The sequence below is a fragment of the Nostoc sp. XA010 genome, assembly GCF_020829625.1.
Taxonomy (GTDB): domain Bacteria; phylum Cyanobacteriota; class Cyanobacteriia; order Cyanobacteriales; family Nostocaceae; genus Nostoc.
This window is the reverse complement of the sequence record NZ_JAIVFX010000037.1, coordinates 1-24,853: the sequence shown is the minus strand read 5'-3', so window position 1 is coordinate 24,853 and position 24,853 is coordinate 1. Positions and strand designations below refer to the sequence as shown.

The following is a 24,853-nucleotide window of genomic DNA, read 5'->3' as shown; positions in this document are numbered from 1 at the left end:
CATCATGAATTCAAATAACAAAATTCAAAACATCATCATTGTTGGTGGCGGTACAACCGGTTGGATGGCAGCATCTTATCTGACAAAAACCTTGCAAGGAAGCGTTAATATTACCCTGATCGAGTCAGATCGAATTCCCACGGTGGGCGTGGGAGAAGCAACCGTACCGAGTATACGAACGGATTTCTTTGATTTTCTGGGGCTTTCAGAATCCGAATGGATGCCAGAATGTACCGCGACATTTAAGATCGGGATTAAGTACGTTAATTGGGCTTATCCGCCTTCTGTAACCAAAAACAATACATTTTTTCACATCTTTGGGGAAGCCAAAGAATGCGATGGTGTTCCACTGACGCACTACTGGCTGAAAAAACGGCTCAATGGATATGAACGCCCGATGGCCCATAGCTGTTACCCAAGCCAAGGATTGTGTGAACAATACAAATCTCCTAAATTTCTGGATGGACGGGCAAGCGTTGACTATGCATACCATTTCGATGCCGGTTTAGTTGCCCAGTACTTAACTAAGTGGGCAACTAAACAAGGGGTGGTGCGCGTAGTCGATCAGGTAGTTGATGTTGCTCTAGACGATACAGGTGCTATCAGCTCTTTGAAAACTGAAAAAGGCAATACTTATACCGCAGATTTATATCTGGACTGCTCAGGTTTCCGAGGTCTGTTAATTAATGAAGCACTTAAAGAGCCTTTCTTGCCTTATTCAGATAATCTATTGTGCGATAGCGCTGTGGCTACTGCGTTATCGACGGATGACAATGACAATAATTTTAGACCCTACACAACAGCAACCGCCCTCAGTTCTGGTTGGGTATGGGAGATTCCACAGTATGGGCGATTGGGTACAGGCTATGTCTATTCCCAAAACTTCATATCTCCAGAACAGGCTGAACAAGAATTTAGAGCATTTCACGGTATTAAAGATAAAGATGTTCCCATCAAGCACCTCAAAATGAGAGTAGGCAGAACTAAGCGAGCTTGGGTGAAGAACTGCGTCAGTCTCGGACTATCTAGTGGGTTTATTGAACCGCTAGAATCAACAGGAATTTACTTTATTTATGCGGCTCTTAAGCAATTAACTAGGTACTTCCCTGACAAGAGCATGAACCCTGCTTTGAGTAATAAGTTCAACGAAAGAATCGCTTACATGATTGACGATGTTAGGGATTTTATAGTCCTGCATTACTGCACCACCTCTCGAGAGGATACGCCATTCTGGAAGGCAAATAAGTTCGACCTCAAAATTCCTGAATCGTTGCAGAACCTCTTAGATATCTATCGGGCTGGCGCTCCTATTAACACTCCTTACACAGACGAATTTGGGTATAACCGAAACTTTGATGCTGGTTTTGATAGATTCTGGACTAATAGTAACTACTTGGCAATTTTAGCGGGAGTGAATTATTTGCCCGATTCAGTTTTGCCTATCTTAAACCATAAACTGGACTCCATAGAAAAGGCAGAAATAACTTTCAGGTCTGTGGAGGCTATCACAGAAAACCTCTTAGAAGAGTTGCCTTCGCATTATGCCTATATCAAAAATTTGCATAAAGGAGAGGAACTGATGGTTGAACAATATCGTCAACTGGAGCCAAGCTTGACGCGATAAAAGCGAATGAGGATTAGGTACTGGAATTAGAAAAGAGTTTTCTCAGTAACCAATACCTAATCTTCAGATGTAGATGTAGATGTAGGTTGGGTTGAGGAAGAAATTCAAAAGAAAGAATACTCATGCTAAAAACTTTTGAACCATCTATCATGTTAGGAAGCTTAACTTCATTTTTAACTCCAACTGCTGTTGCCCTTGGTAACTTTGATGGTTTGCATCGCGGACATCAAAAGGTAATTGAATCGATTTTGAATTCTCAAAACTTTTACCCTACGGTTGTCACATTCAATCCCCATCCGCGTGAGTTTTTTAGCGGTAAACGCTGTCCTTTACTGACACCTGTGAATGAGAAAGTCCAACAACTGCGATCGCTTGGGGTAAAACAGGTGGTGTCACTACCGTTTAATCAAGAACTAGCAGCTTTAAGTCCCCAACACTTTGTTGAGAAAATTCTTGTGCAAGATTTGCAAGCTCAACAAATTAGTGTAGGACACGACTTTCGCTTTGGATATCAGCGTAGCGGAACTGCTATTGATTTGCAAGCGATCGCGGCCACCTTTGGCATTCCTGTGACTATCGTTTCTCCACACACTCATGAAGGCGAACGCATCAGCAGCACATCTATCCGCAAAGCTATAGAGCAAGGCGAACTCCAACGCGCTAAAGCTCTATTAGGAAGTTCTTACACCCTTACAGGCTCCGTTGTTCGAGGCGAACAGATGGGTCAAATCATCGGTTTACTTACCGCTAATCTTCAGTTACCAAAAGAAAAGCTTTTGCCAAGGCATGGTGTCTACGCTGTAAAAGTTTTTATTGAAGATCGGAGTGAATCAGAGTGGAACAGTAAGATCCCTCTTGCTTACAAAGGAGTTATGAATATTGGCTATTGCCTAACAGTTAATGGAGAGCGTTCACATATAAAAGTACACTTGTTAGATTGGTCTGGAAGTTTATATGGAAAAACCCTAACTATACAGCTAGAAAAGTTTTTGCGATCTCAACAAGAATTTGCATCTCTAGAAGCTCTCAAAGCACAAATTCAAGCCGATTGCACTATGGCCAGAACTGTTCTGACAGACTTTTCAGAACTGGGTTCTCGGCTGGAAATATCAGAAAAGATTTTACTAGCTTAATGGCATTTGATTCTGCCATAAAAATCTTGGAAAGCTCAAAAAAATTCCGGGTTACAAGTAATTTCAACCTTCAATTTGCTTCAGAGGAATGCTAATGATAACTACAATTGCCGTCAGCAGCCATGTTGCTACCTTCATCAATATTTTCACGGTCGAAGCGACAAAACAACAAGCACTATTAGATCATTTAAAGACTGATACAGAAACTATCAACAAGCAACCGGGTTTCATCACAGCTAATTTCCATCGCAGCTTGGATGGTATCAGAGTCATCAACTATGTGCAATGGACTAGTATTGAAGCAAGTAAAGCAATACACCAAAATCCAGATATCTCTGCTTCTTTTGCTAGTTATCAAGACCTTGGTGTCAGCCTGGATCTTCGCTATTATGAAGTGGCTCTTACACGCGGACAACCAATAAAAGTTGAAGCGCACAACAACCTGATTACTCAAATTGATCTCTTCCATGTAACACCAGAGGACCAACAGTCGTTACTACAAAAACTAACACAGGTTATCGATCCTGTGATCGCTAAACAAACAGGCAATCTTTCAACCGCCTGGATTCGTAGTCTTGATGGCAATCGAATTATTAACTACTCCCAATGGAGTAATAAGGATGCTTATGATGCTGCGATGTCAAACCTCAATTGGGCTGCTGATAGTGAAGAACAAGCGGCTATTAAAAATCTGGTTCAGCAGTTAGATTCTCATCTTTATCAGATTGATTTCATCGCCGATACAAACGGCTTATTGACTTGACCCGATCTGGATCTACTCAAAAAAGCTCAGACTATAATCCGGTACTTGTAGCAAAGTTAAACTCCAGTTTACAGGTGCAGCTCACTGTGTAAAGATTGGGCTGAGTGGTTGGCAACAGGATTAATCACCTCAACTCGATCAAATTATGCACCGTCAAGGTCAGAAATAAACGAGTATGCAAAAGTTATGTGTAGCTGCTGTAGGAACAGCATTTATAGCTCTGGAAAGTTTAAGTATGGCTCCGGCTACTGCGGCCCTCTTAACCTTCAGCTTTTCCACCGAAAGCGGTGGCATCGGTTCCTTTACTTTGGATACGAAAACTGTTCGTGCTTCTGAGCCAGCTGTCTTTGGGGCTGGGTTTACAGGGATTTTATACCCTAAGGCTGTTTCTAATTTGTCTTTGTCAGCATCCTATACAAGTTTGAGAAGAGTCACTGCTGACTGGGTTGTTGCTCCATCTTTTACTTCTGATCTTCTTGGTCTTCCTGAGAGTATAGGTGTTCTGAGCGGTGCTGTTTATCCAAGTGGATGTTCCAATGGTACTAGCGTCGGCTGTTCAGTCACTGTTGGTGTAATTTACTCAGGCAATGCTTCAGAACCTTCTCCTAACCCAGATTCCTACCCCATAGTTCTTGCTGTTGAGTTGTTTGAACCCACAACTCAACAGCTGCTCATCCGCGAATCGATTACTAAATTTCAAGTTGTTCCTGAGTCGAATTCTAACTTGAGTATATTAGCTTTTGGGATTGGGGGAATAAGTTTACTACTGAAACACAAGCTGAAAGAAAAACTGCTCACTGCGAAAGAGTGAGACTTCTGAAGCTTGTAGTAGATTCTTCAAGCAAGAGCAACAACTCAAGCACTAGCAAAGTTTGCTTGAGTAAAAAGGGCTGTGAGTCGCAATGGATACTGTTGACAAACCATCAGATGCCAATGTTGTTTGGAAACTTAGTACTATGTAGTTTATGAGTTACTCAGTCGCTATTACTGACCTCTATCCGCGTCACATTCTCGAAGAGATTCTGTGGCATAAAAAGCAAGAAGTTGCACAAATGCGGCAAGAATTGCCCCTAGCTTCTTTGCAACAACAGTTATCTGCTGCTCCTTTGCCACGAAATTTTTTGAGTGCTTTGCAGCAGAGTCCTCATATACCAAGTCTAATTGCAGAGCTTAAAAAAGCCTCCCCTTCTCGCGGAGTACTTCGATCGGACTTTGACCCAGTGGCTGTAGCCCAGGCTTATGAACGGGGCGGAGCAGCTTGTTTGTCGGTTCTCACTGACTCTAAATACTTCCAGGGTAGTTTTGACAACCTGCGTGCTATCAGACAGAAGGTTAAATTACCGCTACTGTGTAAAGAGTTTGCGCTCGATATCTACCAAATCTACTATGCACGGGTAGCAGGTGCAGATGCCTTACTACTGATAGCTGCCATCCTCACAGATGAAGAAATCCAGGACTTTGTGCGAGTCATCCATGATTTGGGGATGAAAGCTTTGGTAGAAGTTCATACTTTGGCTGAACTAGATCGAGTCTTAAAGCTAGACGATATTCGTTTAATTGGGATTAACAATCGCAATTTAGAAGATTTTACGGTGGATCTCAAAACCACACAACAACTGTTAGAGTGGCGACGTTCGCAGTTGCAAAGCTTCGGCATTACTGTAGTCAGTGAATCTGGCTTACATACATCGGCTGATTTTTCATTTGTAGCCCAAGCAGGTGCGCGTGCAGTTTTGGTAGGAGAGTCATTAATTAAACAAGCCGATTTAGAGCAAGGTGTACGAACTCTACTCAGCAACAAGCCTGAACGACTAGAAATCGCAGCTAATGAAATGAAATTCGCTCAGGCGGACTTCGGAAAATCAAGTTCCCCGATAAGGTAAATTAAGCTCATGACTTCAATTTCTCAAAGCTTCCAATCTTTAAGAAATCGCAACCAATGCGCTCTCATTCCCTTCATAACAGCCGGAGACCCTGACTTAGGAACTACAAAAGAGGCTTTGCAAATATTAGATTGCAATGGAGCTGACTTTATTGAGTTGGGTATTCCCTATTCCGATCCGTTAGCAGATGGCCCTATGATTCAAGCCGCAGCTACCAGAGCTTTGCAAAAAGGAACTAAGTTAGAGGCTGTACTGGAGATGGTGACAGATGTCACTCCCAGCCTAGAAGCGCCTGTGATTTTGTTTACTTATTATAATCCAATTTTATATCGGGGTGTTAAGTCATTTTTAGGACAATTGGCCAATGCTGGGGTACAAGGGTTGGTAGTACCAGACTTGCCCTTAGAAGAGGCAGAAGAGTTGATAAATACAGCAGCCGAATTTGGGATAGAAGTTATTTTGCTAGTAACTCCTACAAGTTCCAAACAGAGAATTGAGGCTATTACTAGGTCTTCTCAGGGATTTATTTATCTAGTCAGTGTCACGGGTGTGACAGGTATGCGATCGCAGTTGCAAGACCATGTAAAAACTTTGTTGCTAGAGATGCGGAATGTTACCGATAAACCAATTGGCGTTGGCTTTGGCATCTCTGGAGCAGAACAGGCTCGTCAAATTAGGGATTGGGGCGCTGATGCCGTAATTGTTGGTAGTGCCTTTGTCCAGCGTTTAGCAGATGATCGTCCAAACGCAGGACTACAAGCGATAGAAAAACTTTGCCAAGAAATCAAAGCAGCGATCACTCCGGCATCTCTGCTAACAGTCGGTTCAGTTTAATATTAGCAATAAGGACTTTAAGTCGTGGTCAATATCTCAGATATCAATACCTATGTTGCGCCTGGTTTTATCGGCCCTGATTCTTTGGGAAGATTTGGATGCTTCGGTGGCAAGTATGTCCCTGAAACTTTAATGCCTGCATTAAGTGAGCTAGAAATTGCATTCGAGCAATACCGCAATGACCCAAACTTTCAACAAGAGTTACAAAATTTACTCCGGGACTATGTAGGACGGCCTAATCCTTTGTATTTTGCTGAACGCCTGACAGCACACTACGCTAGACCTGATGGCACAGGTTCGCAAATTTACTTAAAGCGGGAAGATTTAAACCATACAGGCGCTCACAAAATCAACAACGCTTTAGGTCAAGTATTGCTGGCAAAGCGTATGGGTAAGCAGCGCATCATTGCGGAAACGGGAGCCGGTCAACATGGAGTAGCGACGGCAACTGTGTGCGCTCGGTTTGGATTGCAGTGTGTGATTTATATGGGCATCCACGATATGCAACGGCAAGCTCTCAACGTATTCCGAATGCGGCTGATGGGAGCAGAGGTGCGTCCAGTAGAGGCTGGAAGCGGAACACTTAAGGATGCCACTTCCGAGGCGATTCGAGACTGGGTGACTAATGTGGTTTCAACCCACTACATCTTAGGTTCCGTTGCCGGGCCCCATCCTTACCCAATGTTAGTCCGCGAATTCCACGCTATTATCGGCAAAGAAACGCGCACTCAGTGCCGCCAGAAGTGGGGAGGATTACCAGATATTGTTTTGGCTTGTGTGGGGGGTGGTTCCAATGCCATTGGACTGTTCCATGAGTTTGTGGGTGAATCATTTGTGCGCTTAATTGGAATTGAGGCAGCAGGTGAAGGTATTGACACCCAGAAGCACGCAGCAACTCTGACAGAGGGGCGAATTGGGGTATTGCACGGTGCAATGAGCTACGTATTGCAAGACGACGATGGTCAGATTGTCGAAGCACATTCGATTAGTGCAGGTTTAGATTATCCTGGGGTAGGCCCAGAACACAGCTATCTAAAAGATACCGGTCGCGCCGAGTATTATAGCATTACCGATTCTGAAGCTTTGGCTGCCTTTGTGCGTCTGTCTCAACTAGAAGGGATTATTCCTGCTTTAGAAACCTCTCATGCGATCGCCTATTTAGAAAAATTATGTCCGCAGCTAGATGGCAGTCCACAAATTGTTATCAACTGCTCTGGTAGAGGGGATAAGGACGTGCAAACAGTTGCTAAAATTCTTCATACTTAGTCGGTGGATAATTATTAACTTTTAAGCAGATGACAGTTGTAACTCAGACGCTAGTTAACAAGATCGCCGTCACCTCCGAATCCCTCGATTTACCTGCTCTGTTAAAACAATTACTAGATAAGCGATCGCTCTCGGTTGAACAAGCAGCAGAGCTAATGCATGGTTGGCTCGCAGATACGATTTCTCCAGCGTTATCTGGAGCGATTTTGGCGGCAATTCAAGCCAAAGGAGTTTCCACAGAAGAATTGGTTGGTATGGCTAGTGTCTTGCAATCCCAAAGGCTAGGGACTGGGCAAGAGTCTTCTCAGTATCCAGCACACTGCGCTAACCCTCAGTACAAATCCCCAATCCCCTTAATTGACACCTGCGGAACTGGAGGGGATGGAGCCTCCACTTTCAATATTTCCACTGCTGTTGCCTTTGTTGCCGCTGCCGCCGGGGTAAAGGTTGCCAAACATGGTAATCGTTCAGCATCTAGCAAAACTGGCTCTGCTGATGTGTTAGAAGCTTTGGGGATAAACCTCAACGCCAATCCTGAGAAAATCAAGTCAGCAGTTCATGAGGTCGGTATTACCTTTTTGTTCGCTCCTGGATGGCATCCAGCACTCAAAGCAGTTGCTGCTTTACGAAAAACTTTGAGAGTACGAACTATTTTTAACTTGCTGGGTCCTTTGGTCAATCCCATGCATCCAACAGGGCAAATTATTGGTGTGTGTGATCCAGCACTCACAGAAACAATTGCTCAAGCTCTATCGCAATTGGGAACTCGTCGTGCTATTGTAGTGTGTCGACGTGAAAAGTTAGATGAAGCTGGATTAGGAGACTTAAATGATGTAGCTGTCCTCCAAGACCAGAAAGTACAACTAACTGTATTAAGTCCTCAAGAACTAGGTTTAACTCCTGCACCAACCGTAGCGCTACATAGCAAAGAAATTCACGAAAACGCTGAAATTCTGAAAGCCGTATTGAAAGGCCAAGGTACGCAAGCACAACAAGATGTCGTCGCCTTAAATGCAGCATTAGCACTTTATGTTGGCGAAGCACTTGGGCAGACGACCGATATTACAGAAGCTTGTGTGAAAGGAATTGCTATTGCCAAGGAAGTTATGCAAAGCGGGGAAGCCTGGAAAAAGCTGGAACAACTTGCTCAATTTCTGCGGTAATTAATTACTTCTTAGTTGTTGTGGCTTGCAAATATATAGCAGAGTTCAGGAGTTAGAATTCAGAAGTAAAACAATCTAGCGTTACTGAATCGAGGAATGATAACAACTTGAAAAAATCTCTTCCCTTGCTTCCCCTGTCTGCCTAAATTCATCCCACTGTTCTCCAAGGCTAACAGCCTTTATATCTGGCTTTGAGTAACTCCTGTAACCTTTTCCTCAAAAAACTCCATTCCTACTAAACTCTTGCTCAAATAGGTGTACCATTGACATACCCTAAAAACCAACGAGCTATCCTGACTCGCCGCAGCTTTCTTCAGCTTGCAGGACTCACCACAGGCGGGATAGCTGTTACTGGAGGTTATCATGCTTTGTTTGGCCAATCTGGAGAGCGGGCAAAAGAATCTGGACTTGCTTTACGCGAACCAGAATTGTTGCGGGTGCGGCGCCCCGAACCTGGTGTTGTCGAAGCTGAGATTGTCGCTAGCCATACGTCTGTTTCTTTAGCAGGAATGACAGTACAAGCGCTGGCATACAACGGTACAGTTCCAGGACCAACGCTCCGGCTACAAGAGGGCGATCGGGTGCGCCTCCGCTTCGTCAATCACTTGCAAATGCCGACAAATCTACACACACACGGGTTACATATCTCACCAAAAGTGGACAACCCCTTTGTTCATGTTATGCCTGGAGAGAGCCGATTACACGAGTTTACAGTCCCCAAAGGCGCAGCAGGTACTCGTTGGTATCACCCACATCCACACGGGAGGGTTGCTACCCAACAGTTCGCCGGACTGACTGGAGCTATTGTGATTAAGAGTTCGCTCGATAAAATACCCGAACTCCAAGCGGCTGAGGAACATTTACTTGTACTTAAGGACTTCACTATTTTAAGAGGTGAGGTTGCTGCTAATCACAGCTTTCTTGATTGGCTAGGCAAATATGGCAACCTTTGCCTAGTGAATGGTGCTTATCGTCCTAAACTTGTTCCTCAAAAATCACTCTTGCGGTTGAGACTAGTGAATACAAGCAATGCTCGTCCGTTTCGGTTAAAGTTTCAAGAACACCCCATGCACTTGATTGTTACTGACGACGGCTTCATTGAAAAACCCGTTGCCGTTGAGGAGTTGTTTCTTTCACCAGGTGAACGAGCTGAGGTACTGATTCAGTTGAAGGGGTCGGGAACGTTCAATTTGTTACATCTGCCCTATGATGATGGAAACTTTGTTGTCGGCAGCGAGCCAGCAAAGGAAGAGGTGTTGCTGACAGTCGTCGTTCCATTTACACCTAAAAGATTGCCATTGCCTACAGGTTTTGCTTCTATCGATGCACTCAATCCAGAACAGGCAGTTACCACGCGGACAGTACAGTTTAGCGGTGCAATCCCATTTAATTACACCGTCAATGGAAACCAATTTGACCCTGAGCGCGTAGATTTTCGCGGGCGTTTGAATACTCTAGAAATCTGGGAAATCGAAAACCATAACGGTTTAATCCACCCATTCCATTTACATACTTACCCCTTTCAAATACTTGCAAGGCAAGATGCAAAATCTAGCACCTGGCGATCTGAACCATTCCTAGCATGGCGCGATAATATTAACTTATCTGGCGACTCTAAAGTGCGAATCGCTGTACCTCTGCGTGATTTTATTGGTAAAACTGTGTTTCACTGTCATATTTCTGAACATGAAGATCGAGGAATGATGGGAGTACTTGAGGTTGAAACATAACACATGCCAGTAGTTTCAGTAATTATTTTTGCGTCGCCTAATATAATATTTCGGACAAAATTAAGCAGCGATATCACCGTATGAGAGTAGTTCTAGCGTATCCGCTCAGTAAATCGAAGTAAAAAGAAAAAATCAGAATGTAGATTGGTACACACGTAACCATTCACAGGATTTTGAAACGCTACCGAGAGAAATCTAACTTTTCCCGTAAAGTCCCTAGCTGTCTAATTGGTATACAAAGCAGGTAAGCTAAAGAAAGCACCTAGCAGCAGTAAAAAATTAGTGATAGTAAAATTGCTTCGCCATCGCCCGAAACGAAAATTCAGTAATACCAAACAATACCTTAGCCAAAAATAAGAGGATGAAGAGAGAGGGCTGATGTAGTAGAGTTATTGTCTCTCACAACGACAACTCAAAACCACAATCAGCCTATGTCCAACATCTTATCACTGTGGGTGTGGTCAAAAGTAGTTGGTGGATGAGCGATCGCAAGAAAGGGGGCGGTTACGGCATCGCACTCTTGGCGGGCGGTTACACTAAAAGCAAAACCCCTACTCAACGCTTTTAGCGATGCCTATGGCAGCAAGATACGAAGGATTCCATGAACCTATCCCACTATTCCAAAAAACCCTACTTCGTTTCGTAAAATGTGCTTGAAAACCTTAATTTTTCGTTTTCAGTTCTCAATAGGCTTAAGCTTTGTAGCACAAATATTATTAGTGGGATAGGTTCATATAAGGTAAATGGGCTTTATCATTCGGAAGCTCTTAAAAGATATCTGGAATCGAGATTATTGGAGGAGAAAATAATCTCGGAAGCTCGTGCTAATAGTTACACAGGAAATATCCTTGTTATTTTTCATCCAGACAACAGTTTAAATGCGATCGCCGAAGGCGGGTCTTCTCTTCGAGACGCTACGCGAACGACCATCGCCCTCCTCATCCAAGAAATTGTCTTAGATTATCGGAAAAACGTCAGTAAATCACTTGGTTTTAGCGTACAAAGGCAATTAGTCAAGGTTCCAAAATTATCTGTCGCAGCCCAAACAGGTAGTCAACTTATCCCTGTATTGGGGGCTGTTAGTGCCCTTGTATGCACCACTGGGCTGTTGTACGCATATAATCTTGACAAACCCATTTTGCTCTTGATCCAGAGGTTGCATACACCACTGCGCGATCACATCATGCTTAGTATCACTTTTATGGGCGATCCAGTAGTAATGCTGTTATCTTCTTTGTGGCTGGCGATTAGTCCGTTATTTTCTAATCGTCGCCGACAAGCAGCTATCTTGGGCATCGCTGGAGTTGGTGCAACCTTATTAAATTGTTTAATGAAACTATTATTTGGTAGAGCGCGTCCAGCCCTGTGGAAGCATATTATTAAAGTGGGTCAACACAGTTTTCCCAGTGGTCATGCAATGGTTTCAATAGTGATTTACGGTTTTACGGGCTATATTCTGGCAAAGCAGTTTCCTGAATGGCGCTTTTGGATTTATGGTTTGACTATAGCCTTAATTGCTGCGATCGGTTTTAGTCGGCTTTATCTTGGAGTACATTGGCTAACTGATGTGACAGCTGGCTACGCGGCAGGTTTAGTGTGGTTGATTGCCTGTATCCTTAGCTTGGGATACTGTTGGCGAATTCCCCAAACAGCTAAACTAAACCGATTAGTTCAGTAATGAAACGATTGAGAACCTTCTGAGCAGTTTTATACCCAGATGCTTGCGTACCTAACTTCAGTTCCGATAAAACACGGTCACGTAAAATCTCAAGTTCTTTTACCGTAGGCAACCCAACAGACTGTTTTGCTGCCTTATTAGATGTCTGATGCAACTCCCTTTGCCGTGTAATACTTGGTTGAGACTCGTTTTCTCCTTGAGTGGAAGCTAAGATTTCTGAGTCTTCCCGTGTAATACCTGGTAAAAGGTTATGCCTAACAATGCGTTCTAAATAGTCAGCACGAGTTAAGCCCAAACATTCCGAGGCAATACCAAGAGCCTTCCAAGTATCATCTGTTAATCGCAACGAACGTACTTCACGATAATCATCATTCTTAAGCGCAAACTTTCCCTGAATATCCCGTTTTAACATAAAAGTTACCGTGTATTACATCGTAAGTTTAACCAGGAATGACGATGATTTACGATGTATTACACGGGAAATCAGCCAAATTTTCTTGAAGTTTGAACAACAAGCAATCACGATGCCTAGCACACAGTAGCATCAACCAGTCTTGCAAAGTATGAGGAGCGAGTTTTAGCCCTTGGTATCTCCTCCAACCACGCGAAAACTCGACTTAAATTAATAGCCGTCGCCGTCAGGATATGCTGTAGATGAGTTTTAGCTAGCCCAATATAACGGCAATCGCGCATTTCAAAGGCGCGGATTCCTTGAGAAATAGTTCCTTCAATGCCTGAGCGCAGTTCATCCCGTAGTTTCAGTCCCCGTGAGGGGATTTGGTTAGTGGAAACGCTGGATGTAATTCAGAAGTCTTAGCCATGAGAAAAGTTTCAGTCCCCGTGAGGGGATTTGGTTAGTGGAAACCAAAGTATCAGCTAGTGGAATGGGAAAAGTTAGCCAGTTTCAGTCCCCGTGAGGGGATTTGGTTGGTGGAAACCGCTCGGTGCTAAAACTGTTACAGAGCAGGCTTCCTGGGAAGTGTTTTGGCGAACCTCAAAAATAGGTCGATTTCAGCCGCACTTATTGCGACTAATTATCAACTTCCCTTAGCACTGAAACTGTGAAACTATTTACTTGTCAAGGTTCTGGCGATTTTGGCAGATCCCCAGGGTTTTTGACCCCGCTTCGACTTGCCAAAAATCAAATTGATTCCATAATCATAAGATGTGTATCTATTATTGTCTATGAGTTCGTGGAGATTTAATCTCCAAGCCCGTATTCCCGCTCAATCACGCTCAACAACTTCTCCTCCATCGCAGTCAAATACGGTCGCTTCAACTCCCCCAGATGCTTCAACATAGCACTTGGGGCATCTTCCAAGTTCTCGTTTTCCCGTAGCCTACTGATGCGATCGCTGATTAGCTGCATCTGCTGGCATTCCAACTCCATGTAGTTCAGTGGCTTCAGGTGGTCGATTCTCACGGTGTACTCTCCATCCCACATTTTAACTGTACAACTGAACTCGCCCACATGGTTAACGATGCCCCAACATCCGCCTTTTCCTCGTAAATCAGGATTGTCCTTGGCAATAATTTGGCAGACTTCCCCTATATGGTAAGGATTTGGCGCTTTTATCCGTTCCATGATCCGTTGTACTACATCGCCTACAACTCTAGCAGATGGTACTTTACCTCCGGCTTCTTCCACTGCCGTCTGCCATACTTCCCATTGCTGTTGAGGTTCCAGTTTTGTTATCGGTCTAACTTGGCGTTCGCTCGTGGGCAAAATTTGTGTCCCATTGGTTGTCAAATTTTGATTTTCCACATTTTGACAACCAATGGTTGTCAAATTTTCGTAAACACCAGCTGCGGCAATCAAATAATTTGATTGTTGCCGACTATGCCCAAAGCGATCGCGGCAATAATCTTCAAATGTTTTATGCGTGGAGCGATAAAGCCGTCTATCCCTCAATTCCGTCAACGCCTTGCCCGCCTCAAAAAACGCTCTTTCCACACGGCGCTCTAGGTGCAAGCGATCGCGCTATTCTTCCTCTGTCAACTCTGGAACTTCAACAGCAGTAACCGTAATCGTTGCTAGGTTGGGTTTTCTTCAAGGTGTTAGTCATCGTCACTAGATGCAGCAAAGGTGGTTTTGTTGCGCTTACGGGATGGGGCAGCTAGTTAACATCTTAATTCTTTTGGGCAATATGAAAAGGCTCTAAACAGTCGGGTGCAAGCGGATTGTTTGGCTACGATGGGAGCAAATAGCGGATACGTATTTATACAGAATCTGACCGAAGTTACTAACCTCTCTTGATTGCGATCAGTAAAGCAACGGCTCGAATTGTAACTGCCTTCTCAATTACTCATTGGGAGTTCTGGTTTTTTGAATCATCTGTTGGATTGTTTCGGTTTCGCCGATTTCATAAAGACTGATCAAACCATCCTCAATAGTAAAAATTTGCTCAATTGTTGCATCCGCAAGCAAATTGCCTTGCAAATCTCTGACGATTTGATGAACGGTAACGACATTTCGATTGTTTTCATCCGTCTCGAATTTTAAGGTTTCAAGCTGCACTTGAATAACCTTATACTGATTAGTCCAGTATTCGCGCACCGCGTCGCGTCCATAAACGAAACCGCCTTCCACCCCGTTGGCCCATTTCACGTCCGGGTGCATCACCGAGATGATTGTTTCAATCTCGCCTTTGTTGAAGGCTTCGTATAAATTTTGCAGAAACTGCTGATTTGAACTCATAATTGTTCATCATCCAATACGAATGTCATTAAAACAGGAAAACAGCCCAACTATTTACTATACGGAAAATCAACAGAAAGTGCATCGAGATTGATGTTTTTGCTGAATCTCGCAACTTAGCTCGGTTTTAACAGTAGTGCTGCCTATCGGCAAGCCCTTCTTTCTGATGGGGTTCAGACTCGACGGGAACCCTTACGGATTCGGCAGTTCCTCTAATTGGAAAAACCCCTTTCTGCGGACTGCTTCACCGCCAAGACTCTGACCTCTTCACCGCTTTGCTCCCGACACTCTGCTCTTGTTCAGTCAGTTCAGGTATTTCAACAGGAGTTACCGTGACAGCCTCAGAATCATGATTTCATCATCCCCAGCAATTGCAATATCTCCTTAACAGCCGCTTTCTCTTGCTCCATCTGCTGAACACGATTCAGTAACCGCTTGGGAATGTACTTCGATGATTTGACCAAGCGATCGCCCTCACTCCAAAATTCGTAGTGATAGTATGCCTGTTGGTAATCTCTGCCGTTCTTAGTAATGGTTCGCCAATGAATACTACCGCTCCCCTCACCTTTGTTTCGCCGCATTTTACTAGGGGATATGTCATTACTAGGGCTTGTTTCTAAAACTGCATTACTAGGGTTTATCTGTTTATCCCCTAGTAAATTACTAGGGCTAACCTCATCAACCCCCAACAGATGTAATATCTCTACAACTGGACGTTTGACTGCTTCAGCTTCCTGAATATCCCCTAGTAATTTTTTAGGGATGTACCTCGTTCTTTTCTTTCCGTTTTCCTGCCAGTGGTAATAAGCCTGGGGGTAATCCTTCCCGTTCTTAGTTATGGTGCGCCAGTGAATAGAACCGTTGCCCTCCCCCTTGCGTCGGCGATTTTTACTAGGGTTGTTTTTCATTTCCAGGGTTGTTTTTCACTTCCCCTAGTAAAACACCGCTTGCAAAGTTTGAGGTTTTATCATTCTTTGTCTATTTGCCTCCTTTTTGATTGCATTGCAAAGACTACGAGCGATCGCAGTCATACTTTAATTGGGTTGTTTTGTGTTTTCTTACTAATAAAATTAGTAATTTTAGTGTATCATGTCTACTAATGCAATTGGTGAATTGGGTGATGAATTAATGATTATCGATAAAAGCTTAATCGCATCTATTCGATGGAATAAGGAATTAGGCAGAAAACTGAAAATTTTACGAGGTACAGAGTCTATGCAGTCTCTGGCTAAACGATCTGGTTGTGCTTATCAATTAATTCAGCATTTGGAGCGCGGAGAATACCCGGAATCAAGTCCAAGAAACTCAGCACCTACAGTTTCTACTGAAAAGCTAGAAGGTATATGCCAAGCACTTTCTATTAAAATTGAGGATTTTCTGGGATGCCCGTTAGTAAAATTACCTCAAAAAATTCAGAATATTGCTTGATTTTTACTAACCAAAATAGTAATATAGGTACATAACAAAAGACGACCGCCTACAGCCTGAGAAACTTCGTGCGATCGCCTTTTGAAAAACCCATACACTCGTACAGGGAATTTTAATTATGACTTATATCATCTACAGTCATCAACAGCTGCAACTGAAATCGATTGCCCGACTCAAGCAAATCTACAGCGAAATCGCCTGCACAGTCGAAGTCAGCGACAAAGGCTGTAAGGATTCTTGGATTACTGCGATCGCTGAATATCAAGCCAGCAAGATTCAGAAACTCTCCCCTGCTGCCCCCGACGAACAAGCCATCGCCCAAGCCGAACTCGACAACTACATCGCACACCAAGCTCAAGCCGTAGCTCCCGAACCCCTCAGAATAGTCGAAATCTCGTTTGACCATCACGAATATTACGCTGATGACAAACTGATAGCCAGCATCAGCCATGACGACAACCACTTAACGCAACGCTGGGTAGTCATGATCAACGAGAAAGAAGTATTTCGTGCCAACACCCCAATGCGTTGCGATCGCTTCATCTGCACTCACTACAAAGATGGCACACTGCCAGTGCAAGAAGAAGCTCTTGGGCAGGGGGCAGGGAGCAAGGGAGAAGAAATTGCCCCCCTGCACCCCGCACCCTGCTCCTTGTCCTCTTCTACTACTGAAAACCAAATCATGGCGCATATCTTCAACGAGTGCCAGAATTACGGGTTTGAAATTCTTGATGATGGCATTTACAATAACAACGCCGTAAAACTGGGGCAAGTCGGATGCACTGACCGTAACTGGTGGGTGAAGAAGGGTTGTTCAGGTCAGCAGCAGTATTCTAACTCCGTGTTTGATGCTGTGCGCTCATTGTCGATAGTGGATACATCGCTGGTTGAACCAGTTCACAAATACTTGCAAGACCGACCCTTAGAGCAACTCACTACTGAGGAATTACAACAGCTTTTCAACCATGAAGTGCGATCACAACTTCAAGAATTAGTCACAGCGTAAAACCTCATGTGGGCAGCAGTGAAAATTGCTGCTCACTTTTAGGTATTTTTTGGGCGTTATTCTCCAAACATTGCCGAAGATTTTTAGGTTATTAATCCCAGGGAAGAAAAGCATGATTGACCATATTAATGCACTTCAAGCAAGTTGGTATCTTTCCCCACCTTGGGGACAAACAATTCCATCCGTTGAGGTGAATTTACTGGAGAGAGTTTACCTGCGAACCAACAGAACATTTGGCTATTGCTGCGGTATGCAATGGAAGCATGATTGCTGGATTTATTCAATTGATTGCCGTAATGAAATACTCCACGCCACACAAAACCAAATCATTGGGACTGGAGAGTTATACCAATTCACTAAAATTATGAAACAGATGTAAACCCTGAAAAGCTAGCTATCTCTAAGTTTTTTAATAACGAATGGGCGAAAAAGCGAATTGGTATCAGATGGGGCAATGCCCAGAAGTTAGCGAATTGACAGGGTAAGAAACATGGAAATCTATTTAGTCTTTGTTGATGCTATCCGAAACAGCAATAAATTCTGGTCTGCCAAAGTCGTCGAAGATGGTAACTTAACAGTACAGTGGGGCAGAGTCGGTTATCAAGCGCAGACTAAAGTCCACACATTAGCCAATCGTCAAAGAGCCGTTGCTAAATTTCATAATCTGGTAGCCGAGAAGAAGATGAAAGGCTACAGTGAAAGTCAGCCAAAAATGGATGGTGAGCGCAGTATTTCAGATATTAGAAAAGCGATACAATTACTAAACGCTATACGTTCGGCTGTTGCAAACAGGAACTTTGGTGATAACTACATACTTGCCATTAACGAGTATTTGAAAATTGTCCCTACACCCTTGGGAATGCAGATAGATTATCACGGAATTTACCGTACTGTTGCAGATGTCGATTATCAAATGGAATTAAACAGGAGCATCCACTTTCGGCGGATCTACTTTTTTTTCATTTTGGTAGACGGTCAAAATACCGTTCTACCATTTTTTTGACCCCTAGTTAACATTCCGGATGTGTCTAATCAAGTCATCATACAGTGTACCTGAGATATCTAATTGTTCTATCTAAAAAAAATTATAAATCAGTAATTAACCTCGCTTTACGGAGAAAGAATTGCAGCACAGTTTCTTCACGAGAAATAATATCAACGCGACCCTCCATACCCAATTGAATATGACACAGGTTTTTCTCTTTACCTAAAACCAGAGTTTCCGGTTCAATAGTTACCTCATAGAAAGCAGCAGGCGCAGAAGCTTTTGGACTAGTAGTTGGATTCGCCATAGATGCATTTGGGCGATTATTTTGAGGAGCGATTGCATCCGGAGAAATCGTCTGCACAGTCCCATTAAGAGTACCATAATCCGGGTAAGGACAAGCACTCACCCGCATTTGGACATTTTGACCAATTTTTAACTTACTTTGATCTTCAGATCCCACAGCAGCCTTCAAAACCTGAGGCGCATCAGTAGGGACAATTTGCAAAACTTCTTCACCAGCCCGCACACTTTGACCTGGATTTCGTAAATTGAGTTGCGAAATAATTCCATCAGCAGTAGCTGCGATCGTCGTTTGAGCTAAATCTATTTCCACTTGTTTGAGTTCACTAGTATCACGCTCAAACTGCTTTTCAATTTCAATCCGTTGCTGAACTAAAGCTTGGCGTTCCTTTTCTAAAGTCGCTTTGTTACTTAACCCTGCGGCTTCTTCTTGAGCAATCCGCTCAGTAGCAACACTCACTTCTGCATTACTTGGATTTACCGCAACTAGGGCGCGTTGTCTTCTGGCAATCATAGCAGATACTGCTTGTTGCAACCGTTCAATAGTTTCTTTTTGCGCCTCCACTGCTGCAAGTTGTGCTTTTACTGCTTGCTCTTGCTGTTTAGCAGCTAATTGGGCTTCTTCCAATTGATCCTTAGATAGCGCCCCTTGGGTGGCTGCACTCTCATATCGGTTCTGTTTTGACTGAGCTACACCCAAAGCAGCTTCAGTCGCATGGAGATTCGCTTGTGCTGTTTTCAACTGTGCTTTCCCAGTCTGCAACTCCTCCTGAGCAATTCTGACATTGGCATCAGCTTCTTGGAGTTCGGAAACAGTGGTAATATTTTTATCACGATATTCTCGCCGACGACCGCTCAATTCGGCTTGAGCGCCACTAATAATCCGGCTGATGCGGTCAGTTTCGGCTCGAATCTGACTGTTGAGGGAATCAATCTGGGCATTGATTTGCACTAGTTGTAACTTAGATTGTTGAATACTAGTTTGCAATTGGCTCTTTTTGGTTTGCAGGCGGGAGTCGTCGATAATTGCGATCGCATCTCCTTTTTTGATAACTTGATTTTCTTTGACATAAATGTGCATTACCTGACCTTCAGTCGCCGCTTGCACAATTCGCAATTCACCCGCCGGACGCACTACCGCCTGTCCTTGGACTGTAACCTTATATTTAGTAATAGCAGCAACTGGAACAGCTAGTCCTAAAACGCAGAGAATAAACATTCCGCCCCATGTTGTCCAACGACTAATTGGTGGAAGAAATTCGTTTGTTTTAATTGGGGATAAAAAATTTGTGTTGCTAACCATGATGTAATATGAATAAACCGCAGAGGCACAGAAACCGCAGAAAAAGAGAAAACAAAGATTTTTACAACTGCTAAACGAATTGCTATCTTAATTAATGGTGGCAGTTTTGCCGTTATGATGAGCAGGTGAAGATATCAGCGCCAACGCATTCTGAGAGGGAAAAATATCTTCTAAGAAGTCTAAATGTTCACCAGGTAATTTCTGCAATTCTTCTGGTGTACCTTGGATTTTTAAGCGTCCTTGTTCTAAAAATACAATCCAATCTGCCCTCTGTATAACCTTGGGACGATGACTAATCAAAATAGTAGTTTTCTCATGACGATGGGATAAAAGTCTATCAAGTACTTGTCTTTCGCTTACAGGGTCGAGTGCGCCCGTAGATTCATCTAAAATTAAGATAGGTGGCTCACTAACTATTGCTCTAGCTATGGCTAATCTTTGGCGTTGTCCACCGGAAAGATTTGCCCCAAATTCTCCTAAAACAGTTTGATATTTATCGGGTAGTTTGCTAATAAATTCATCTGCACCAGCAATTTGGCAAGCTTTCACAATTTCTTCAAAACTAATATGGGGATAGCTAAAGTGGAAGTTATCAATAATAGAACGACTCCAGAAGTGGGGTTCTTGGGGAACTAATACTACCTGTTGTCGCAGACATTCTAAAGACAGGTCTTGCTGATTATAAAAACCATAACGAATATTACCAGACTCGACTTTATATAAGCCAGTTATCAATTTAGCAAGGGTACTTTTACCACAGCCAGATTTACCAATTAAAGCAATGACTTGACCGCCAGGAATAGTTAAGGAAAAATCTTGTAGTAAGTCAACTCTACCTGCGTGATGGAAGTTAAGTTCAGTGCAGGTAATATCTACATCACCAGGAATTGGTGCCCAAGGCTTTTTAAAATCATTTTCGTCTTCTGGGGTAGCGTCAATGACCTCTGTCAGGCGTTGAATGACTATCTGGGCAGTGATAAACTCATCTACTAAGCCAATTGCAGCACCTAAGAAGCCCAGAAAGTTGCCACTCATGCCGTTATATGCCATTAATTGACCGATTGTTAAGGTGCGATTAATGACTAAATAACTACCCATCCAAAGGATACCAATACTAATGAAAGTGGAAAGAATGCCAGTAATTGTACTGCTATAAAGTCCCAGCTTCATCACACTCCAGCCTAAGTTGGCGAGGCGACCATAATTTCCTTGATATTCTTCCCAGGCTTGGGGAGTGGCTTGAGTAGTTTTTAATACTTGCACACCGCGAAATGTTTCCACCAGAAAGCCTTGGTTTTCTGTACCAGAAACAATCATGTTGCGGGTTTTCTGGCGGATTGCGGGTAGGAAAAGCAAACTAACAGCCGTGACAATAATAAATGCAACTATAGAAGCTAAAGTTAGTTCCCAACTGTAAAAGAGCATAAAGCCCAAGGAAACTACAGCGATAAAAAATTGACTGGGTAATCCCAAGACGATTTGGGAAACTAAGTTATGGATGGCGTTGACATCAGCAATGCGGCTGACAACTTCTCCACTGCGTCGTCCTTCAAAGTAGGAGAGGGGTAAATGTAAGAGTTTGCGTCCGTATTCTAGAATTAGTCCTAATTGCAATCTTTGACCAAAGTGACCGATGAGGTGAGATTGGACTAAGCTAATGGCGCTTCTAATTAAGTTCATGGCGATAACGCCAATAGCGACGGTGGTTAGTAGTTGGGTATCACCTCGTACTAATACATCATCGGTGAGTAATTGCATCATGAAGGGTGATGTCAGAGAAAGCAATCCAATGGCGATGTTAATGGCGATCGCTTGAGCGAGAATAGAGCGATAGGGCCAAACCCGTTGCAGGTATCTTCCCAGACCGCCAATTTTATCTGACTCTTGTTGATAAAAACGACTTTCGTCTAGGGTCAGCAGTAACATCACGCCATTACCCCAACCTGCGATTAATTCTTCACGGGTTAGGTAACGGATGCCTACACCAGGGTCGGCTATGACGTATTTTTTGCCTTTTTGCCCGTATAAAACTACCCAGTGGTAGCCTTTCCAGTGGATAATTGCTGGTAAGGGAGCTTGCTGCAATTGGTCGAGTAGTTGGAAATTGAGTTTAACTTGGCGAGCATTAAATCCTAGTACTTCTGCACCTCGGCTTAATCCCAGCAAGGATGTTCCTCTCGACCCAGTGCCTACGGCTTCCCGGACGCGGTTGAGGGTAAAGGTGCGTCCGTAGTGTTTGGCAATGGTGGCTAGGCACGCTGCACCGCAGTCTTCTTCGCTGTGTTGGAGGACTATTTGATATTTCATTTTCAGGTGCAATTATTTATAGGTGAAAAAATACAGTCGGGTCATTTGACCCGACTTGATTGAGCGTTTAGCTTGTCATATCCGACTTTTGACTGCTTGGCTGAGGCAGTCAAAGGTCATTACGCTTAGGCTAGCTTGCAAAACTGTTGGCAGTTGGAAAAGTGTTGGAAGGAGCAGCAATATTTGCAGCAGGAGGTCCAAAATCACCACCAGTTAAGATTAAATAACCTCCACTAGTATCAAAGTTATTGTTTCCTGGAGATAGTTCTGTGTATGCTAGTTCATAGCCAGGTCCAATCTTTTGGTCGAAGCTAACAAATGGTGTGCTTTCAAAATAATATTGCTTTTCATCATTAAAAAACAAAGAGTCCTTTTGTCCGTTAATAGTGTAGTTGACGGTAACGCCCGCTTTATTGCCGAGGCTGTAGATAGCACCACCTTCGATTACGGCTCCTTCTTCAAGAGTTAATTCGGTGAACAGTTGTTCTTGACCAACAACAGAATAGTTAGAAGTAGAAGTGATATTGTTGACAGGCATGGTTTTCTCCTTAATTGTAATTAACTGAAGTTTTCAGAAAAAGCTTTTTCAGTTAAACTTCTTACTTTGAATTTCAAGATCAAAAAGTCAATTAAGTTATTGCTTTCTTTTTCTTGATATCATCTATTTTGTTGTTAAATCAGTTATTAAACAATGCACAAATTTTAGATAAGTTTTAAACTTTTGAAACTATTATTTTATAATAAACTAAATGTTAATTTCTTATTGATGCACTCTTAAATGCTCAAAACTATGCTGCAACTATACCAAATTATTGTGAAGCTGCATGAAACTGTAGAAAGCTGGAATGATTGCCAAGCAATAGTTTCTAGCCTTTCGATTCTATGCTACTTCATATAAAATTGGTATAGAACAATCATCCTTAGAATTTAATAGTCTTCCAATAGATTTTAAAGAATTGTTGATAAAATTTATCCAATTGGTACAAGCTCTTTCTGCCCGATATTATAAAAGGAAGATTAATCGTCACCTTGACTTATTCGGTTAATCTAGTTCAAAGTTTACAACTAAGTATTAGTTTAGTTTATGAGCAATATATTTTAAACGCACAACAGTTGCAATCCATTCCTAAATTTGAGATTTTATCAGGAGCAATACCGTCTTAACATTCAATTAAACCTTTTACCTGCGATTGCCACACCATCTAAAACGCTATCATTAAAGTCATCCTCATATTCCACGTTTATAGCCAAAGTTTAACGTTGGCTATAAACCCGTATACCATAACCAAATTGACTCAAAATTCCTTGTAATCTATTAGAAAACAAAGTTGCAATTGCACGATAAAAGCGTGAAGCAAAACCAACGTCTTGCTGGAACTTTACTGCCAATTGATTTTGGGGAATTGACATCACTAATGACTTTTCTACAGCCTAAATAGTAGTGGTTGTTAAGAGGGTGTTTGAAAAGTAATCAGAGGTGAGATTTTATGCCAAACGCCTCATCATGATGCGAATCATAGCAAGATAAATAAAAGTCTCCGAGGTTTGCGCTAATAATTCATAGTCTTTGTTCAAACGCCTACACCTAGTCAGCCAACCCAAAGTTCTTTCTACCACCCAACGTTTAGGCAACCAAACAAAACCCTTGCGTTCATGTGGTCGCAGTACAACTTGCACAATCCATCGGTATAAATCCATTACCCACTGCATGAACGGGTTGCCATCGTAACCACCATCAACCCAAATGGTAGAAAGACGTGACACCGTGTTCCCCATCTGTTTGACTCTTTTAAGTACTTGTTTACCGCCATTGCGTTCGTCCACACTGGCTGCACTCACCAATACTCGCAGTACTAAACCCAAGGTATCTACTGCCAAAAACCGCTTGCGTCCTTTGATTTTTTTCCCGGCATCGTAACCCACATCTTGGCTAACCATCGCCGCAGTTTTCACACTTTGACTATCAATTATTGCTTCTGATGGGCTAACAGCTCGTTCATTGTCCACCCTTACCCAGGCTCTGAGTTGGTCATGGATGCTCACCCATGTCCCGTCAGTACGCCAATTCCGAAAATAAGTGTACACAGTTTGCCAATTGGGAAAGTCCCCTGGTAAATTTCGCCATGTACATGCCTGAGTCAATACATAAAAAATTGCGTTGATAACTTGCCACATCTCTACCACTCTAGGACGACCACCTGTTTTGGCTACTGGAATTAACGGTTCTAATAATTCCCACTGGTCTTGGGTCAGATTACTGGAGTATGCTTTACTCATGGCTCTCAATGGTGCTGTATGTACGTATTTACAGCTTATGCCCTGAGAGCTTTTTTTTACTCAACTGCCAACTTTTCAAACATCCTCTAAGCGAGTATCTACGAAGGCGATTTCTCCCACTATCTCACCACTAGATAATCTTGCAATCTACCGATCTAAGATTTTATTACCTCTGATGACTGCAAAACACGGTGGTAGTCAAGAATTAATAACGATGCTTGTCAGCTTTAAGGTGTAATATTTTGATGCAAAGCTTGGAGTTTACGAATTGAAAGTTAAATATGCCATTCAGTTTAAATGGATTTACAGTTTTATTGCTCTACTCCAATTAATACTACTGGCTGTTATAGCGGTTATCAGTCTTCTGAAGTACAGTAGCAGCAGTGAGTAAACCAACCCAGTAAATTCTCTATCGTCACTTCTGCGAATGCCGCATCTAATGCCTTAAGTAAATCAGGATATGTCCTTGCAC

General features: G+C 42.9%; 23 protein-coding genes, 1 pseudogene and 1 CRISPR repeat array. Of the genes and pseudogenes, 14 read left to right on the top strand and 10 right to left on the bottom strand.

Annotation, left to right across the window (positions count from 1 at the left end; all coding sequences use genetic code 11):
- Positions 1-4: 4 nt before the first annotated feature.
- The 10 genes from LC608_RS30490 to LC608_RS30445 all read left to right on the top strand — a co-directional run bounded on the left by LC608_RS30490 (position 5) and on the right by LC608_RS30445 (position 12,074).
- Entirely contained in the window at positions 5-1,624 is a 1,620-nt protein-coding gene (locus LC608_RS30490; RefSeq protein ID WP_229557141.1) for a tryptophan halogenase family protein, read from the top strand.
- 122 nt (positions 1,625-1,746) lie between these two features.
- On the top strand, positions 1,747-2,757 hold the full coding sequence (locus LC608_RS30485; protein ID WP_229557140.1) for a bifunctional riboflavin kinase/FAD synthetase: 1,011 nt from the start codon (positions 1,747-1,749) through the stop codon (positions 2,755-2,757).
- 94 nt (positions 2,758-2,851) lie between these two features.
- A complete protein-coding gene (locus LC608_RS30480) occupies positions 2,852-3,520 on the top strand; it encodes an antibiotic biosynthesis monooxygenase (protein WP_229557139.1) in 669 nt (222 codons plus the stop codon).
- A 175-nt stretch (positions 3,521-3,695) separates the two neighbouring features.
- On the top strand, positions 3,696-4,331 hold the full coding sequence (locus LC608_RS30475; protein WP_229557138.1) for a hypothetical protein: 636 nt from the start codon (positions 3,696-3,698) through the stop codon (positions 4,329-4,331).
- 154 nt (positions 4,332-4,485) lie between these two features.
- On the top strand, positions 4,486-5,403 hold the full coding sequence (gene trpC, locus LC608_RS30470) for an indole-3-glycerol phosphate synthase TrpC (RefSeq protein ID WP_229557137.1): 918 nt from the start codon (positions 4,486-4,488) through the stop codon (positions 5,401-5,403).
- A gap of 9 nt (positions 5,404-5,412) precedes the next feature.
- Positions 5,413-6,237, top strand: coding sequence for a tryptophan synthase subunit alpha (gene trpA, locus LC608_RS30465; RefSeq protein WP_229557136.1), 825 nt, complete (start codon positions 5,413-5,415; stop codon positions 6,235-6,237).
- Between the two features lie 33 nt (positions 6,238-6,270).
- Positions 6,271-7,503, top strand: coding sequence for a tryptophan synthase subunit beta (gene trpB / locus LC608_RS30460; protein ID WP_229557161.1), 1,233 nt, complete (start codon positions 6,271-6,273; stop codon positions 7,501-7,503).
- 29 nt (positions 7,504-7,532) lie between these two features.
- Positions 7,533-8,666 (top strand): anthranilate phosphoribosyltransferase, encoded by a 1,134-nt coding sequence (gene trpD / locus LC608_RS30455; protein ID WP_229557135.1) that lies wholly within the window; start codon positions 7,533-7,535, stop codon positions 8,664-8,666.
- A 263-nt stretch (positions 8,667-8,929) separates the two neighbouring features.
- Positions 8,930-10,396, top strand: a complete 1,467-nt coding sequence (locus tag LC608_RS30450; protein WP_229557134.1) for a multicopper oxidase family protein — start codon at positions 8,930-8,932, stop codon at positions 10,394-10,396.
- A 793-nt stretch (positions 10,397-11,189) separates the two neighbouring features.
- A complete protein-coding gene (locus tag LC608_RS30445) occupies positions 11,190-12,074 on the top strand; it encodes a phosphatase PAP2 family protein (protein ID WP_229557133.1) in 885 nt (294 codons plus the stop codon).
- Here LC608_RS30445 and LC608_RS30440 read toward each other — a convergent pair.
- From LC608_RS30440 to LC608_RS30420, 5 genes and pseudogenes are all read right to left on the bottom strand, one after another.
- Positions 12,049-12,486: a hypothetical protein gene (locus tag LC608_RS30440; protein WP_229557132.1), complete on the bottom strand. Its 438-nt coding sequence runs from the start codon at positions 12,484-12,486 to the stop codon at positions 12,049-12,051. The two genes, LC608_RS30445 and LC608_RS30440, sit on opposite strands and share 26 nt — an antisense overlap.
- A gap of 116 nt (positions 12,487-12,602) precedes the next feature.
- Positions 12,603-12,815 (bottom strand): annotated as a pseudogene (locus LC608_RS30435) (transposase); the annotation flags it as partial.
- Positions 12,816-12,828: 13 nt separating this feature from the next.
- A CRISPR array of direct repeats spans positions 12,829-13,013; the repeat unit is 29 nt; unit sequence AGTTTCAGTCCCCGTGAGGGGATTTGGTT.
- Positions 13,014-13,275: 262 nt separating this feature from the next.
- A complete protein-coding gene (locus tag LC608_RS30430) occupies positions 13,276-14,028 on the bottom strand; it encodes a hypothetical protein (RefSeq protein WP_229557131.1) in 753 nt (250 codons plus the stop codon).
- 348 nt (positions 14,029-14,376) lie between these two features.
- Positions 14,377-14,772 (bottom strand): nuclear transport factor 2 family protein, encoded by a 396-nt coding sequence (locus LC608_RS30425; RefSeq protein WP_229488744.1) that lies wholly within the window; start codon positions 14,770-14,772, stop codon positions 14,377-14,379.
- A 347-nt stretch (positions 14,773-15,119) separates the two neighbouring features.
- Positions 15,120-15,680: a hypothetical protein gene (locus tag LC608_RS30420; RefSeq protein ID WP_229557130.1), complete on the bottom strand. Its 561-nt coding sequence runs from the start codon at positions 15,678-15,680 to the stop codon at positions 15,120-15,122.
- 181 nt (positions 15,681-15,861) lie between these two features.
- Between LC608_RS30420 and LC608_RS30415 the strand changes: the two genes are divergently transcribed.
- The 4 genes from LC608_RS30415 to LC608_RS30400 all read left to right on the top strand — a co-directional run bounded on the left by LC608_RS30415 (position 15,862) and on the right by LC608_RS30400 (position 18,209).
- Complete coding sequence (locus LC608_RS30415) at positions 15,862-16,200, top strand: helix-turn-helix domain-containing protein (RefSeq protein ID WP_229557129.1); 339 nt, start codon at positions 15,862-15,864, stop codon at positions 16,198-16,200.
- 118 nt (positions 16,201-16,318) lie between these two features.
- Positions 16,319-17,206: a hypothetical protein gene (locus LC608_RS30410; protein WP_229557128.1), complete on the top strand. Its 888-nt coding sequence runs from the start codon at positions 16,319-16,321 to the stop codon at positions 17,204-17,206.
- Positions 17,207-17,318: 112 nt separating this feature from the next.
- The gene (locus LC608_RS30405) at positions 17,319-17,585 is read left to right on the top strand and encodes a DUF1392 family protein (RefSeq protein WP_229557127.1); all 267 of its coding nucleotides are present in this window, start codon (positions 17,319-17,321) and stop codon (positions 17,583-17,585) included.
- 111 nt (positions 17,586-17,696) lie between these two features.
- Positions 17,697-18,209 (top strand): WGR domain-containing protein, encoded by a 513-nt coding sequence (locus LC608_RS30400; protein WP_229557126.1) that lies wholly within the window; start codon positions 17,697-17,699, stop codon positions 18,207-18,209.
- Positions 18,210-18,291: 82 nt separating this feature from the next.
- On the opposite strand, the gene LC608_RS30395 is transcribed toward LC608_RS30400, so the two are convergent.
- From LC608_RS30395 to LC608_RS30375, 5 genes are all read right to left on the bottom strand, one after another.
- Positions 18,292-19,797 carry an HlyD family efflux transporter periplasmic adaptor subunit gene (locus tag LC608_RS30395; RefSeq protein WP_229557125.1) on the bottom strand — a complete coding sequence of 502 codons (1,506 nt, stop codon included), beginning with the start codon at positions 19,795-19,797 and terminating at the stop codon, positions 18,292-18,294.
- A gap of 87 nt (positions 19,798-19,884) precedes the next feature.
- Positions 19,885-22,104 carry a peptidase domain-containing ABC transporter gene (locus LC608_RS30390; protein WP_229557124.1) on the bottom strand — a complete coding sequence of 740 codons (2,220 nt, stop codon included), beginning with the start codon at positions 22,102-22,104 and terminating at the stop codon, positions 19,885-19,887.
- Positions 22,105-22,234: 130 nt separating this feature from the next.
- Complete coding sequence (locus LC608_RS30385; RefSeq protein WP_229557123.1) at positions 22,235-22,642, bottom strand: hypothetical protein; 408 nt, start codon at positions 22,640-22,642, stop codon at positions 22,235-22,237.
- 716 nt (positions 22,643-23,358) lie between these two features.
- Positions 23,359-23,514, bottom strand: a complete 156-nt coding sequence (locus LC608_RS30380) for a hypothetical protein (protein ID WP_229557122.1) — start codon at positions 23,512-23,514, stop codon at positions 23,359-23,361.
- A 75-nt stretch (positions 23,515-23,589) separates the two neighbouring features.
- A complete protein-coding gene (locus LC608_RS30375; RefSeq protein ID WP_229557121.1) occupies positions 23,590-24,381 on the bottom strand; it encodes an IS5 family transposase in 792 nt (263 codons plus the stop codon).
- Positions 24,382-24,853 lie beyond the last annotated feature (472 nt).